We start from the raw sequence: 15,365 nt of genomic DNA on the forward strand, positions 1-15,365 counted from the left end.
CGGAGGCCCGCATGCCACTGGACCCGCAGCTCACGACGGCGCCCGGGAACACGGCCTCCCCGCCGCTCTACACCCTTTCGGTCGAGGAGGCGCGGGCGGCCGACCTCGCCGCCATCCGGGCGGCGGCGGGCGCGGGCGAGCCGGTGCGCCACGTCACCGACCGGCGCCTCCCCGGACCGGGCGGCGACCTGCCGATCCGGGTCTACCGCCCGGTGGACGCGGCCGGGCCCCTGCCCACCGTGGTCTACTTCTTCGGCGGCGGGTGGGCGCTGGGCAGCATCGACACCTCCGACGAGATCTGCCGCGCCCTGGCCAACGCGGTGCCGTGCCAGGTGATCACCGTCGGCTACCGGCTCGCGCCCGAGCACAAGTTCCCCGCCGCCGTGGACGACTGCCGCACGGCCGTCGCCTGGATCGCCGCGAACGCGGCCGAGCTCGGCGTCGACCCCGACCGCCTCGCCGTGGCGGGCGACAGCGCCGGCGGCAACCTCGCGGCCGTGGTGACCCTGGACCGCGACGGGCCCCCGTTGGCCGCTCAGGTGCTGGTCTACCCCAACACCGACCACCGCGGCGACACCGGGTCCATGCGCGAGAACGACGATCCCGCCGCGTTCAACCGCCGATCCGTCGCCTGGTACTGGGGCCACTACCTGGCGAACCCGGACGACGGCCGCGACCCGCGGGCCTCGCCCCTGCTCGCCGAGGACCTGACCGGGCTGCCGCCGGCACTGGTCATCACCGCCGAGCACGACCCGCTGCGCGACGAGGGCGAGCAGTACGCCGACCGGCTGCGCGAGGCCGGCGTGCCCGTGGTCGCCACGCGGTACCTCGGGACGGCGCACGGCTTCTTCGCCATGTCGGGCGTGGTGGACGCGGCCCGTGAGGCGCGGGCCGAGGTCGCGGCGTTCCTGCGCGCGCACCTCGGTCCGTGACGCCCACGTCGCCGACACGGCGTCCGGGAATCCCTGCCAGGGCCGGTTCGGCACCGTGCCAAGTGGAATGACTGCCAGCGGGAACGCGCATAGGCGTCGGGTGCGGCGGAGTCTAGGCTCGCCACCGTGAGGATCCTCTTCTCCAGCCTCGGCTTGTACGGGCACACGTTCCCCCTGCTGCCGCTCGCGGTCGCCGCGCGGGAGCTCGGCCACGACGTCGACTACTTCACCGGCAAGGGCTTCGCGGACGTCCTGGCCTCACAAGGAATCGAGCACGTCGAGGGCGGCCTGTCGCCGCGCAAGGCGTTCGAGCAGGCGATGGCGGGGACCAGGCCCGGGACGCCGGGCGACGTCGACGTCGAGCGGGTCGCGTTCACGTTCGCCTCGGTGCTGCCGCGCAGCTTCGCCACCGGGCTGGCGCCGGTCCTCGCCGAGCGCAAGCCCGACCTGGTCGTGCACGAGTTCGGCAACCCCGGCGCGGGCCTGGCCGCGAAGGCCGCGGGCGTGCCCGCGCTGTGCCACTCGTACGGCCGGATGTGGCAGGAGCCCGACTTCGCCGCGCCCGCGCGCGACTACCTCACCGCCCTCGGCGCGGAGCTGGGAGTCGAGGTGCCCCGGACCGACTCGATGGCGCTGGGCCACCCGTACCTCGACATCTGCCCGCCTTCGGTGCAGAACCCGGAGTTCCTGGCCTCGTCGGCCCACCGGATCCCGTTGCGGCCGGTGGCGTTCGCCGCAGCGGGGGAGTTGCCGTCGTGGGTCGAGGAGCACCGGGAGCCCCTGGTGTACCTGACGTTGGGCACGGCGTTCAGCCAGGCGACGTTGTTGCGCACCGCCGTCGACGGCCTGGCGGTGCTGGGCGCGCGGGTGCTGGTGGCCGCCGGCCCGAAGGTCGATCCGGGGACGTTGGGCGAACTGCCCGACAACGTCGTGGTGCTGCCGTGGGTGCCCCAGGCCGACTTGCTGCCCCACGCGGACCTCGTGGTCCACCACGGCGGCGCGGGCACCACCCTGGGCACGTTCGGCGCGGGCGTGCCGCAGCTCGTCCTGCCCCAGGCGGCCGACCAGTTCAACAACGGCGTGGTGGTGACCGAGGCCGGGCTGGGCGACCACCTGCGGCCCGAGGACGCCACCGCCGAGGCGATCACCACCAAGGCCCGCCACCTGCTCACCGACGAGGCCGTACGCGCCGCAGCCCACGCGATGGCCGCCGAGGTGGCCGGCATGCCGTCACCTCACGACGTCGCCCGCACCCTGCCCGACTACGCCTGAGCAGAACCCGCCGGCCGCCGGGTCGGTGGTCGTCGCGGTCCGGGTGGTCATCGACGGCGTCGTCGTCGGGCGGGGCCGGTGCGTCGCGGGCGGCGCGCGGCGCGTCGAGGTGTCGGGCTCGACGTCACCGTGTTCAGGAGCAGCCGGCACAGTCGGATCATCGGGTGGTCCAGGCCCAGCGTCGGCGATCCGAGCATCACGACCTGCCACAGCAGTGCCTCGGCGGACGGTGTGTCGCCGTTGAGCGCCATGAGGGAGGCGAGGTCCAGTCGCGTCTGCAGCGTGGCGGGATGGGCCAGGCCGTGCACGCAACACTGGATCTCCAGCACGTCGCGGAGCTCGGTCTCGGCAGAGGCGGTGTCGCCCAGTTCCGCCCGGAGCGCGGCGAGGTTGGCCCGGCAGGTCAGGATGCCGGGGTGCTCGTCGCCCAACGTCGGCCGCCCGAGGTCGAGCACGGCTTCGTACTCGGCCTTGGCCTCGGTGTTCCGGCCGAGTCGGCGCAGGGAGTGCCCGAGGCCGTGGCGTGCGCTCAGCGCGGGTTCCGAGTGCTCGCCGGACTTGCGCGCCTGGATTCGCAGGATCGACCGGAACTCCGCCGCCGCGGCCGCCGGTTTCTCCAGGTCGGCCAGCACGGTCGCGTAGCCGTGCCAGGTGGCCAGCGTGTTGGCGTGCTCCTCGCCGAAGACGCGGCGATGGGCTTCCAGCGCCGCGTGGAACTCCGTCTCGGCTTCGGCTGACCGCCCCAGCGAGTAGAGGGCCTGGGCGAGGGCGTGCCGGCCGGCCAGCGTGGCCTCGTGATCCGGTCCCAGTTCCCGCTGCGCGATCTCCGTCGTCCGCCGGTGTGCCTGCTCGGCGGCGGGCCAGTCACCCCGCTCGGCCAGCCTGCCGGCGAGCGCGTGCCGGGTGCGCAGCGTGTCGGGGTGGTGGTCGCCGAGCACGCGTCGTTGCACGTCGAGCACTTCCGTCAGCTCCGCCTCGGCCTGGTCCGGCTGCCCCGGCAGTGCGGGCGTGCCGCGGACGACGGCGAGGTCCGTCCTGGTCGCGAGCGTGTCGGGGTGGTGCTCGCCCAAGGTCTGCCGCCGGCAGTCGAGGATCACCTGGAAGTCGACCGCCGCCTGGTCGAGGTCGTGAACGTGCCGGCGGAAGAAGGCCGCCTCGCGAGCGGCGGTGATCGCCTGTTCGACCAGGTCCGGCGGGACGTGGTCGAGGTGTGCCCGGCACAGCTCCAGCGCCGCCTCGGCGTGGGAGGCCAGCGCGTGCCGGCGGGACCACGCCTCCTGCGTGATGAGTGGTGTGCGAGTGGCCGCGTGCACCAGCTTGACGAGAGCGATGGCGTGCTGGTGGACGTCCGGCTCGGCGGCGGCGTGATGGCGGTTGGTGTCGCGGATGAGGCGGTGCAGCGTCAGCGCCTGTCGGTCGGGGAGGTCGGCGCGGTCGACGAGGCCGAGGTCGAGGAGGACGCGCAGCAGCCGGGACACGGTCTCCGGGGTGGTTGCCGCCCACGTCGGCACGGTGGCCAGCAGGGCCGCGTCGAGCACGTCCACCGGGATGGGCGCCTGGCCGAAGAAGGACAGCAACCGCAGCAGCGGCCGGGCCCGGGGGTGACCGCGGCGGGCCAGCAGGTCGAGGGACAGCTCCCAGGTGCGGGAGATCAGCTCCCGTTCGTCGCGTTCCTCGTCGTGATCGGCCGGTGGGGCGTCCAGCACGTCCACGCGGGCGTCGAGCGCCGCCTGGTAGTCGGCGAACGTCCGGGGGAGCTCGGCGCCCGGGACGAGGAGCGCGTCGGCGCCGGCGGCGAGGTAGCTGCCGGCCAGCCGCAACGCCAACGGCAGGCCGCCGAGCCGGTCGCCGAGGCGCTGGGCCTCCGGGAGGCTGCCCGCCCGCGGTCCCGCCAGGTCCGTCAGCACGAGGCCGGCGTCCGCGGCGTCGATACCGGTCAGGAGGCGTTGGTCCGTGTGCCGCGGCCAGGCCCGCGGGTTGCCCTGCCGGCTGGTGACGACCACCAGGCCGTGGCCCGGCTCGGGGGGACGCAGCCAACCCGTGCCCTCCGACAACCGACCTCCGCCCGACAACACGTCGGGGTCGTCGGCGTTGTCGACCACCAGCACCCACCGGCCGTCGACGGCGTCGAGGGCGCGCCACAACAGGTCGGGCGCACTGGCCCGGCCCGACCACGCCAGCTCCACCGAGACGGGATTCGCCCCGGCCTGCAGCGCCACCTCTCGAAGACCGTCGGCCAGCGTCTGCGCGTTGTCGGCCGACACCCACCACACCGGCACCTGTCGATCGGCGGCGTGCCGCGCCAACCACAGTGCGAGCGTGCTCTTCCCGTACCCGCCCGCGCCGTGCAGCACCACCAGGCGGCCCGGCGGATCGGCCACCAGGCCCGCCAAGTCGGCCGAGATGTCGTCCCGGCCGCGCAGGTGCTCGGGCAGGCGTCCCCACGGAGCTTCCACCGAGACCAGACCCGGCCCGTGCCCCGGAGACAGGCGCACGTCGTAGGTGTCGTTGCGGATGTCGCGTCCGGCCTGCTGAACGCTGCTCCCCGACTGCGCCCACGCCCACTGCGACGGCCGCCGAACGTCGTCCACGCACGCCACCCCCTCGGGATCGACATCCGCATCCATCCAACCACCGCCATCCACGCGGCGGACGAGCCGCACGGGCCGGTGCGGGTCCGACATCGATGACGTGCGCAGGGCTCACCGATCAGAAATCCTCCGCCACGTCGTCAGTTCTGACGACCCGTCACACCGGTGGAAGGATCGACGACCATGACCGACGAGAGCCTGCCGAGCGACGACGCCACGGTCGTCGCGGCGGTCCGCTCGGGCGATACGGCGCGGTTCGCGCTGCTCACGGAGCGCTACCGGCGTGAGTTGCAGGTGCACTGCTACCGGATGCTCGCGAACTACGAGGACGCCCAGGACCTCACGCAGGAGACGTTCCTGCGGGCGTGGCACAAGCGGGAGTCTTTCAGGGGCCACGCCGCGCTGCGGACCTGGCTGTACCGGATCGCGACGAACGCCTGCCTGGACTTCCTGGAGAAGCGCGACGACCGGACACCCGTGCCGTCCGAGCTGCCGGACTCCGAGGTGCCGCACCTGCAGCCCTACCCCGACCGGATGCTCCCCGAAGACCCGCAGGAGTCGGTGGTGGCGCGGGAGACGATCGAGCTGGCGTTCATCGTCGCCGTCCAGCACCTGCCGCCGCGGCAGCGGGCGGTGTTCATCCTGCGCGACGTCCTGGGCTGGCCGGCGTCGAACGCCGCCGACGCCCTGGAGCTGACCGTCGCATCGGTGACCAGCGCACTGCAACGGGCGCGCGTGACGATGCGCGCGCAGCTGCCCGACCGCCGCCTCGACTGGCGCGGCACCGCCACCCACGAGCTGTCGAGCGACGAGCGCGACGTGGTGAGGTCCTACATCGACGCCCACGAGCGCAACGACCTCGACGGGCTGATGGGACTGCTGCGCGACGACCTGCGCTTCGCGATGCTGCCCGATCCGGGCACCGTGACCAGGACGGCGAAGGACGCGGTGGACGGCTGGGTCTCCGGTGGGCTCTTCGGGCCCGGCCACGACGACTGGCGCGGTGTCGCCACGGCGGTCAACCGCATGCCCGCCGCCGTGCTGTACCTCCGCACCCCCGACGACCCGCGGCACCGGCTGTTCGCCGTCGCGGTCCTGCACGTCGTGGACGGGAAGATCGCCCGGCTCACCGGGTTCGACGCCGCCGACAAGCCGTGGCTGGACCTGCCCCCGACGCTGTGATCGGACACATCACCACCGGGACGGGTCCAGTGCCCCGGGCGCGGTCGCCGAAGTCACCGCGTGACGCGAACCCCGCTGCCCCGCCGGCACCGCCGGCGGGGCAGCCCGTGCTCATCGCCTCGTCTCGTACCGGGTCAGCACCACACCGCCGGGGAACGTCCGGGTCTGCACCAGGGTGAGGTTCACCCAGTTGTCCAGGGCCGTGAAGAACGGCGTGCCGCCGCCGACCAGGACCGGCGCGGTGACCAGGACGTACTCGTCGATCAGACCGGCCCGCATCGCCGCCGCGGCGAGCGTGGCGCCACCGATGTCCATGGGGCCGCCGTCGTCGGCCTTGAGCCGGGTGATCTCGGCGACCGCGTCGCCGGTGACCAGGCGGGTGTTCCAGTCGACCGTGCTGATCGTGGAGGAGAACACGACCTTCGGCATGTCCCGCCAGCGGCGGGCGAACTCGATCTCCGCCGGCGTGGCCCCCGGCCGCTGGTCGGCGGTCGGCCAGTGGGGACTCATCGCCTCCCACAGCTTGCGCCCGTACAGCGCCAGGCCCGTCGCCCCGACCCGGTCGGACCACCACTGGAACAGCTCGTCGCCCGGTGACGAGTCCGGTCCGTCCCCGCCGCTCCAGCCGATGTCGTCGCCGGTCGCGGCGATGTAGCCGTCCAGGGTCACGTTCATGGCGAAGATCAGTTTCCGCATCGTGCCAACCTCCCGTGAATCGATCTCACCCATACAGACGGGCGGGGCGCGGAAAGCTGATCGGTGCCCGATCCGCGTCCACGGGCAGCCCTCGCGTACCCGACTCGGCACGCGTCGGATTCGGGCCTCACCAGCGGGCACGGTATGTCCCGGAGGTGGGATGTCCCGGGTCGTCACGTGGTCGGGCAACACGTCGTCGGCCGACGCGGCGGCGGCGTTCGAGCGGTGCGTCGAGCACGCCGGCGGCGGGACGTTCGTCATGGGGCACGCTCACCTGCGCGATGACGGCCGGCTGGTGGTCGGGGCGATCTCGGGCGACACCATCATGAAGTGCGGCGTCGACGAGTTCGGCGTCAGGACCAGCACCACGGATCCCGCCCGCCACCCGGTCCGCGAGACGGGGTTCGGCCTTCCCCTGTCCACCGGCTACGACGACCGGCTCGCCGCGACCGTGGTCGGGTACGCGGGCGACGACGTGGTGGCGGTGAACTTCCGCATCCCGGACGGCCGGGTGATCCCGGCGCGGGTGCGGCAAGGCGTCTACCTCCTGGGACTGCCCGCCGAGACGAATCACGACTACGGCGACCTCACCCACGAGGCCTTCGACGCGACCGGAGCGGTGATCCCCGGCCGTTGAGCCGCGCAATTCGGTGAACGTGTCGGTCAGGACTTCGTCGGCGGCCTGCGTCCTCCGCATTCCCGGGCAGTTCCGCCAAGGGCGCGCGTTTCGGTCCGACCAAGAGCGCATTGCGCAAGTGGCGCGGTGTCGAATTGTCGAGTGACCGGGCGGCCGGTCGGATGGCGACTTGCCGCTCGCGATGAGGAAGCGCTACCTGCGGCCCTGTCGTCGTCATCCGATCAGGGAATGGCCGACGCGCTCTCGAGGCGGCAGAATCGGCGCCTGCAAGGCGGTGGTGGGCGCGGCCGTTTTGCTTCGCCTTTGATCCGCCCGGAGGGCCGCAGGGTGATCCGTGCTCCTGGCACACGCGTCGACGCCGGGCATGGCGGCAGCGTTCGACGGCGTCGCCCGGGAGCCTGTCCGCGCGGCCTGCGTCTGCGCTGCGCCTGCGGCCGAGTTCTCCCTCGACGATCCCCTGCGGGAGCGATATCCCGACATCTCGAGGAATTCAGTCGGACGTGATTCGGCGCGGGTGCTCGTCGTGCGGATTCGGCGCCGCGGATTCCCTGTGCGGGGCACGTGACGGCGGTTACCGGGTGCGCTTGTCCTTCGTGTCGAGTCGCTGACGAGTCATACCCGTCCGAGTGGCTGCCGCCCCGCGACCGCACCAGGTCGGTCCTGTCTTGAAAGCCACCGATACATGGAGAACAGCGCATGAGTCCGAACTGTCCGACGGATGCCGTGGCGATCGTCGGCGCGGCGTGCCGGCTACCCGGCGGCATCGCCGACCTCGACCAGTTGTGGACCGCCCTGTCCGAGGGGCGTGACCTGATCGGGGAGGTCCCCGAGGGCAGGTTCGACCCCGACCGGTTCTTCGACCCGGACCCGCTGCGCCCGGGCAAGAGCTACTCGTTCGCCGGCGGCTTCCTGTCCGACGTCAGGGGGTTCGACGCCGAGTACTTCGGCATCTCCCCGCGCGAGGCGGCGGCGATGGACCCGCAGCAGCGGATGCTGCTGGAGATGGGCACCGAGGCCCTGGACGACGCGGGCCTGGACCGGCGGGAGTTGGCGGGGTCCGACACGGCCGTGTTCCTCGGTGTGTCGGGCGCCGGTTACGGTCTCCTCCAGCTGAACGACCTGCGCACCGCCGACGTGCACTCGATGATCGGCGGCACGGCCTCGATCATCCCCAACCGGCTCTCCTACGCCCTCGACCTGCGCGGTCCCAGCATGGTGGTGGACACCGCCTGCTCGTCGGCGATGGTCGCGCTGCACCAGGCGTGCGAGGCGGTGCGCAGCGGGCGCAGCGCGCTCGCGCTCGCCGGCGGCATCAACCTCCTGCTCGACCCCATGACCTTCGTGGGGTTCTCCAAGGCGATGATGCTCTCGCCGACCTTCCGCTGCCGGTCCTTCTCCGCCGACGCCGACGGGTACGTGCGGGCCGAGGGCGGCGGCCTCGTGGTGCTCAAGCGCCTGTCCGACGCCCTGGCCGACGGCGACCGGGTGCACGCCGTCCTGCTGGCGACCGGCACCAACACCGACGGGCGCACCAACGGCCTGGCCATGCCCAGCGCGCACGCCCAGGCCGACCTGCTGCGCGGGATCTACGACGGGCTCGGGGTCGACGCGGACGACCTGGTGTACCTGGAGGCGCACGGCACCGGCACGCCCGTCGGCGACCCGGTCGAGTGCACCGCCCTCGGCGAGGCGCTGGGCCGCCGTCGCCAGGCGGGTCCGCTGCCGATCGGCTCCGTCAAGACCAACCTGGGGCACCTGGAGAGCGCGTCCGGGATGCCGGGCCTGTTCAAGGCGATGCTCGTGCTCCGCCACGGGGTGGTGCCGCCGTCGCTGCACGGCGAACAGCCCAACCCGGAGATCGACTTCGCCGGGCTCGGACTGCACCCGGTGTCACAGCCGCTGCCGGTCGGCCCGGGGGTCGTCGGGGTCAACAGCTTCGGGTTCGGCGGCACCAACGCGCACGCCGTCCTCGCGCCCGCGCCCGTGGCCGGCGACCCGCCCCGGACCCCGGGCGGCGCGCTGCCGGTAATGGTCTCGGCCCGTTCCGGCGAGGCGCTGGTGGCGGCGGTGGGCCGGGTGCGGGACCGGTTCGCCGCGGCTTCGGCGGAGGAGTTCTACGACCTCGCCTACACGACCTGCCTGCGCCGCACCCCCGACGCCCACCGGGTCGTCGTGGTGGCCGCCGATCCGGCGGAGGCGGCCGACCGGCTCGACGCGGCGCTGCGCGGTGACCACGAGGTCGCCGCCGCGCTCGACGTGGCGACCACCCGCGACGGGGTGGCGTTCGCCTTCTCCGGCAACGGCTCGCAGTGGTACGGCATGGGGCGTGACCTGCTGGCGACCGAACCGGCCTTCCGCGCGGCCGTGACGGCGGTGGACGCGGCGCTGGCACCCCACCTGGGGTGGTCGGTGGTCGAGGAGCTGGCCGCGGCCGAGGACCGGCTGCACGACACCGCCGTCGCCCAACCGCTGTTGTTCGCCGTCCAATGGGGACTGGTCGCGCTGCTGCGCGAGCGGGGAGTCGTGCCGTCCGTTGTCCTGGGCCACAGTGTCGGCGAGGTGGCCGCCGCCTGCGTGGCCGGCGCGCTGGACCTGGACACCGCCGCGAAGGTGGTGGCCGAGCGCAGCCTCGCCCAGGCCCGGACCGCCGGCGCCGGTCGCATGGCGGCGGTCGGCCTGTCCCACGAGCGGGCCGAGGAGGTGCTTGCCGAGTTCCCCGGCCAACTGGTGCCGGCGGCGGTCAACAGCGCCCAGGACGTCACGGTCGCCGGCGACGCGGGCGCGGTGACCCGGTTGGTGGAGAAGCTGATCGCGAACGACGTGTTCGCCCGGGAGCTGGACCTGGACTACGCGTTCCACAGCCCCGCGATGGACCCCGTCGAGGACCGGGTGCGCACCGGCCTGGCCGGTGTGCGCTCCGCCGAGCCCGAGATCCCGATGCTGTCCACCGTGACCGGGATGCCGGTGCGGGCGGGGGAGCTGGACGCCGACTACTGGTGGCGCAACGTCCGGCAGCCGGTGCTGTTCCACCAGGCCGCGTCGGCGCTCGCGGAACAGGGCATCGGCGTGGTGGTGGAGATCGGCCCGCACCCGGTGCTCACCGGCTACCTGCGCCGCACCGGCGGTGAACCGCTCAAGACGGTGGCGACCCTCAACCGGGGTGGCACCGGGCGGGCGTTGGCGGAGCGGGTGGTCGCCGGTGTGTCGGCCGCGGGCGGCGCCCTGCGGTGGAGCCGGTACTTCCCCGACCGCGGCCGGGTCTGCGACCTCCCCACCTACCCGTGGCAGCGCGAGGAGCACTGGAAGGGCGTGCCCGAGGCGTGGGTGCGCACCAGCGGCACCGGGCGTCTCGACCACCCGCTGCTGGGGGAGCGGATGCCCGCGTTGGAGCCGATCTGGTTCGCCGCCGTAGAGCCCGCCCGCACGCCGTGGATGGCCGACCACCGCGTCGGCGGGTCGGTCGTGGTGCCCGCGACCGGGTACGTCGAGATGGCGCTGGCCGCCGGCCGCCGGGTGCTGGGCGACCGGGTGGAGGTGACCGGCCTGGACATCACCCGCGCGCTGGCGCTGTCGTGGCTGCCGACCATGGACGTCCGGACCCAGGTGTCGCTGTCCGACGAGGACGGCCTGTTTCGGGTGGCCTCCCGCCAGGGTGACGACGGTGACTGGACTCTGCACGCCCGGGGCCGCGTCCGCCGCCTGGTCGCCGACGCCCCGGTGGCGCCCCGGGAGCCCGCCGAACCCGCCGACCACGTGCCCGCCGCCGAGCACTACACCGCCTGCGACCGGGCCGGCATCAGCTACGGCCCGGCGTTCCGGGGGCTGCGCGAGATCCGCGTCCGACCCGGCGAGGCGTGGGCGGACTACGAGTTCCCGCTCTCCTGCGACGACCACGAGGTCCACCCGGCGCTGCTGGACCTGGCTCTTCAGGCGGGCATCCCGCTGCTGCGGCTCGACACGCCCGACAGCCGGGCATACCTACCGTCCTCTGTGGACCGTGTCCGACGGTGGCGGCAACCCACCGCGCACGGGCGCATCCGGGTCCAGGTCCGCTCCCACACCGCGCGCGAGGCGTGCTGGGACATCAGCGTGCTCGACGCCGACGGCGAGGTGGCCGTCGAGCTGACCGGGTGCCGGCTCCAGTCGTTCGGCGCGGTGCTGCGAGCAGGCGTCCAGCGACTGGAAACCGTGCTGCGCGCCGCCCCGCGCCCGGGCGAGCAGGTCGGGCCGTGGCCGGTGCCGGCACTGCCCCCGGTCACCGTGACCCCTGCCCCCTGCCACGCCGCCGTGCGCGGCATGGCGACCGAGGCCGGGGCCCGGTTCGCGGTGGCGGCCGTCGAGTCGCTGCTGCCCGGCCGGGTCGCCTTCACCACCGACGACCTGCTGGCCGCCGGCGTGCTGCCCGAGTACCGGCGGCTGGTCGACGTGCTGCTGCGCTCGGCTTCGGCACACGGCCGGGTCCGCGCCGACGGTCCGGTCTGGCACCTGATCGGGTCCCCCGACCTGGAGGGGTTCGCCCGCCGGCACGCCGAGTTCCCCGAGGCCGCGGCGCTCCTGGCCCTGCACCTCGGGTGCGGCCTGAACCTCGTGGACGTCCTGTGCGGCCGGGTGGACCTGGAGGACCTCGTGCTCGGCGACACCGAGGCCACCGCCTACTTCCACGACCTCAACCCCGTCGCCGCGAGCTACAACGAAGCGGTCCGGGAGTCGGTGCGCGCCATCGTGCAACGCTGGCCCGCCGACCGTCCGCTGCGCGTCCTGGAGGTCGGCGCGGGCACCGGCGGCACCACGGGGTTCGTGCTCCCGGTGCTGCCCGCCGACCGCACGCGGTACGTGTTCAGCGACGTGTCCGCCGGTTGCCTCACCGGGGCCCGGACCAGGTTCGGCTCCTGGGACTTCGTGGAGTACCGGACGTTCGACCTGGACACGGACCCGGACCCGCGGGAGTTCCCCGACGGCGGGTTCGACCTGGTGATCGCGGCCAACGCGCTGCACGCGGCGACCGACTTGCGCGCCGCCGTGGGCCGTGTCGCGCGGCTGCTGTGCCCCGGCGGACGCCTGATCGCCGTGGAGTCGCACGACGTGGCGATGCTGGCGCTGACCTCGGGGCTTTCGCGCGGTTTCTGGTCCTACAGCGACGTCTCGTCGCGGCCGGACTCGCCGTTGGTCCCTGTGGCCGAGTGGCCGGAGTTGCTGCGCACCGGCGGGTTCGACCGGGTCGACGTGGCCGAGGACGGCGAACGGACCGGGTTCTCCGTCCTGACCGCCGCCGTCGGCGACACCGCCGCCACCCCCACCGTGCCGACGACGACGGCGCGGTGGGTCGTCGTGCTCGACGACCCGGAGGACCGGGAACGCGCGGACGCCGTCGTGGCGGCCCTGCGCGGGGCAGGAGCCGACACCACGGCGGTGACCGCCGACGTCCCCGACTGGGAGGCGGTCCTGGTCGACGCCGACGGTGTCGCCGTCGTGCTCGGGGGCGCGGCCGGTGATGCCGCGGACCGTGCCGTGCGCGCCGCGGCGGTCCTGCGGGGGATCGGCGCCGCCGCCACCCGTCGCGACGACGCCGAGCCGTTGCCGCTGTGGGTGGTGGCGCGGCCCTCGGGAGCCCTGCCCGCCCCCGAGTCGCCCGACGACCCGGTGGACGCCGCCACCTGGGGGACCGCCCGGACCTTGGGCAACGAGAACCGCTCCGTGGCCGTGCGGCGCGTCTCCTGGGACCACGGCGACGACCCCGCCGCCTCCGCCGGGCGGCTCGTCGCCGAACTGCTCGACCCCTCCGACGAGGACGAGGTCGTGCTCACCGCGTCGGGCCGCTTCGTCCCCAGGACGGTGCCCGCCCGCACCCCGACCCGCGCGGACGCGGCGTCCGCGCGCCTGGTCGTCCGCGAACCGAGCCTGTTCTACCGGCTGACGTGGGTCGAGCAGGAGGTCCCGGAACCCGGTGCCGGGCAGGTGGTGGTGCGGGTGGCGGCGGCGGCCCTGAACTACCGCGACATCATGGTGGCCACGGGGCTGCTGCCCCCGGCCGCGGAGGCGGGGGCGGGCATCGACTCGGCGTCGACGCTGGGGTTGGAGTTCGCGGGCGTGGTCACCGCCGTCGGGCCGGACGTGTCCGCCGTGCGGCCCGGCGACCGGGTCTTCGGCATGGCGCCCGGGGCGTTCGCCTCGCACGTGCTCACGCGGGTGGAGCAGCTCGCCCCGGTGCCCGACGGCATGTCCTGCACCGAGGCCGCCACGATGCCGGTCGCCTGGATCACCGTGCACCACGGCCTGCGCGCGCTGGCGCGACTGCGGGCGGGGGAGACGGTGCTGGTGCACGGCGCGGCGGGCGGCGTCGGGATCGCCGCGGTCGGGCTGGCCCGCCGGACCGGGGCCACGGTGATCGCCACCGCCGGCTCGGAGCTCAAGCGCGACTACCTGCGCGCGATCGGGGTCGACCACGTCGTGGACTCCCGCAGCGTGAAGTTCGCCGACGACGTCCTGCGGATTACCGGCGGGCGCGGCGTGGACATCGTGCTCAACTCCCTCAGCGGCGAGGCACTGGTCCGCGGCTTGGAGGTGCTGGCGCCGTGCGGCAGGTTCGTCGAGATCGGCAAGCGGGACATCTACCAGGACTCCCGGCTGGCCATGCGACCGCTGGCCGACAACATCAGCCTGTTCGCCGTCGACATCGCCAACCTGGCCTCCCACGACCGCGACTGGGCCGTGCGGTGCGCCGAGGAGGTGTTCGCCGCCGTCACCGCGGGGGAGTACACGCCCCTGCCGCACCGGGTCTACCCGGTGACGCGCATCGACGAAGCCTTCAAGCTGATGCAGCACTCCCGCCACATCGGCAAGGTCGTCGTGTCGTTCGACGAGGCCGTGCCCGTCGAGCGGACGCCCGGCCGGCTCGCGCTCGACCCTGGGGCGACCTACCTGGTCGTCGGGGGGTTGAGCGGGTTCGGCGCGGCGACCGCGCGCCGGCTGGTCGACCGGGGCGCCCGGCGGCTGGTGCTGGTCGGCCGGCGCGGCCCGGCGACGGAGGAAGCCCGGGACCTGGTCGAGGAGCTCACCGCCCGGGGCGTCCGGGTGGACGCCCACGCGGCCGACGTGACCGACCGCTCGGCCATGGCGGCGGTGCTCGGCTCGATCCCCCCGGACCACCCGTTGCGCGGTGTCGTGCACGCCGCGATGGTGCTGGACGACCGGCCGCTGGAAGACTTGGACGACAACGCGTTCCACACCGCGTTGGACCCCAAGCTGCGCGGCGCGCTCGTCCTGGACGACCTGACCGACGGGCTGGAGCTGGACTTCTTCGTCCTGTACTCCTCCGGCGCCGCGCTGGTCGGCAACTTCAAGCAGGCCAACTACGTCGCCGGCAACCTGTTCCTGGAGGCGCTGACCAGGGCGCGCCGGCGGCGCGGGCGGCCCGCGCTGGCCGTGCAGTGGGGAGCGATCGCCGACACCGGGTACGTGGCGCGCGAGGCGATGGGCGAGCAGTTGGCCAAGCTCGGCCTCGCACCGTGCCACTCCGACCAGGCGTTGGACGTCCTGGAAGACCTGCTGTGCGTGCCGGAAGCCGACGTCGTGGCCGTGGGCGACTTCCGGTTCGAGCAGGCCGCCGCGGTGCTGTCGGCGTCCGCCACGCCGCGGCTGGCGGGGCTGCTGCCCGAGGACGGCGGTGAGAGCGGGCAGGAGCTGCGCGACCTCCTGCGCCGCATCGACGACTTCCCCCGCGCCGAGGCGTTGCAGCTGATCGAGGACGTGCTGGTCACCGAGTTGGCCGCGATCATGCAGACCACGCCCGACCGCGTCGACCGAACCAAGACGCTCAGCGAACTGGGCGTGGACTCGTTGATGGGCATGGAACTGCTGGTGGTGCTGCGCCACCGGTTCCAGTACCAGGTGTCACCCATGGAACTGATGCAGACCGGCGGTCGGATCTCGGCGATGGCCGAGCCGGCCCTGGACCACCTGATCCGGATGGCCGCGGCGGAACGCGCGCTCTGACCCTGACGCGGAAGCGCCCGGCGGTGTGGCCGCCGGGCGCTTCCCGTCTTCGACTTCCCGGTT

At 73.9% G+C, this 15,365-nt stretch carries 7 protein-coding genes; 5 read left to right on the forward strand and 2 right to left on the reverse strand.

Going from position 1 to position 15,365, the window contains the following annotated elements; genetic code table 11:
• Positions 1 to 11 precede the first annotated feature (11 nt).
• Both IOD16_RS14570 and IOD16_RS14575 read left to right on the forward strand, forming a co-directional pair.
• Positions 12 to 932, forward strand: a complete 921-nt coding sequence (locus tag IOD16_RS14570; protein ID WP_201440485.1) for an alpha/beta hydrolase — start codon at positions 12 to 14, stop codon at positions 930 to 932.
• 126 nt (positions 933 to 1,058) lie between these two features.
• Positions 1,059 to 2,204, forward strand: coding sequence for a glycosyltransferase (locus tag IOD16_RS14575; RefSeq protein WP_201440486.1), 1,146 nt, complete (start codon positions 1,059 to 1,061; stop codon positions 2,202 to 2,204).
• 47 nt (positions 2,205 to 2,251) lie between these two features.
• Here the strand turns inward: IOD16_RS14575 and IOD16_RS14580 are convergent, their stop codons facing one another.
• A complete protein-coding gene (locus IOD16_RS14580) occupies positions 2,252 to 4,795 on the reverse strand; it encodes a tetratricopeptide repeat protein (RefSeq protein WP_201440487.1) in 2,544 nt (847 codons plus the stop codon).
• A gap of 183 nt (positions 4,796 to 4,978) precedes the next feature.
• On the opposite strand from IOD16_RS14580, the gene IOD16_RS14585 reads away from it, so the two are divergent.
• On the forward strand, positions 4,979 to 5,977 hold the full coding sequence (locus tag IOD16_RS14585) for an RNA polymerase subunit sigma-70 (protein ID WP_201440488.1): 999 nt from the start codon (positions 4,979 to 4,981) through the stop codon (positions 5,975 to 5,977).
• Between the two features lie 111 nt (positions 5,978 to 6,088).
• Here IOD16_RS14585 and IOD16_RS14590 read toward each other — a convergent pair whose 3' ends face one another.
• A complete protein-coding gene (locus IOD16_RS14590; RefSeq protein ID WP_201440489.1) occupies positions 6,089 to 6,673 on the reverse strand; it encodes a dihydrofolate reductase family protein in 585 nt (194 codons plus the stop codon).
• 160 nt (positions 6,674 to 6,833) lie between these two features.
• Between IOD16_RS14590 and IOD16_RS14595 the strand changes: the two genes are divergently transcribed.
• Both IOD16_RS14595 and IOD16_RS14600 read left to right on the forward strand, forming a co-directional pair.
• A complete protein-coding gene (locus tag IOD16_RS14595; RefSeq protein ID WP_201440490.1) occupies positions 6,834 to 7,310 on the forward strand; it encodes a hypothetical protein in 477 nt (158 codons plus the stop codon).
• A 696-nt stretch (positions 7,311 to 8,006) separates the two neighbouring features.
• The gene (locus IOD16_RS14600) at positions 8,007 to 15,302 is read left to right on the forward strand and encodes a type I polyketide synthase (RefSeq protein WP_201440491.1); all 7,296 of its coding nucleotides are present in this window, start codon (positions 8,007 to 8,009) and stop codon (positions 15,300 to 15,302) included.
• Positions 15,303 to 15,365: the final 63 nt, after the last annotated feature.

Origin of the sequence: Saccharothrix sp. 6-C, from assembly GCF_016695385.1 — a bacterium.
Lineage (GTDB): Bacteria > Actinomycetota > Actinomycetes > Mycobacteriales > Pseudonocardiaceae > Actinosynnema > Actinosynnema texasense.

Bases quoted from the DNA above. Each gene is read 5' to 3' on its own strand.
- IOD16_RS14590 (WP_201440489.1), bottom strand. From the start codon at position 6,673: ATGCGGAAACTGATCTTCGCCATGAACGTGACCCTGGACGGCTACATC.
- IOD16_RS14570 (WP_201440485.1), top strand. From the start codon at position 12: ATGCCACTGGACCCGCAGCTCACGACGGCGCCCGGGAACACGGCCTCC.
- IOD16_RS14595 (WP_201440490.1), top strand. From the start codon at position 6,834: ATGTCCCGGGTCGTCACGTGGTCGGGCAACACGTCGTCGGCCGACGCG.
- IOD16_RS14585 (WP_201440488.1), top strand. From the start codon at position 4,979: ATGACCGACGAGAGCCTGCCGAGCGACGACGCCACGGTCGTCGCGGCG.
- IOD16_RS14600 (WP_201440491.1), top strand. From the start codon at position 8,007: ATGAGTCCGAACTGTCCGACGGATGCCGTGGCGATCGTCGGCGCGGCG.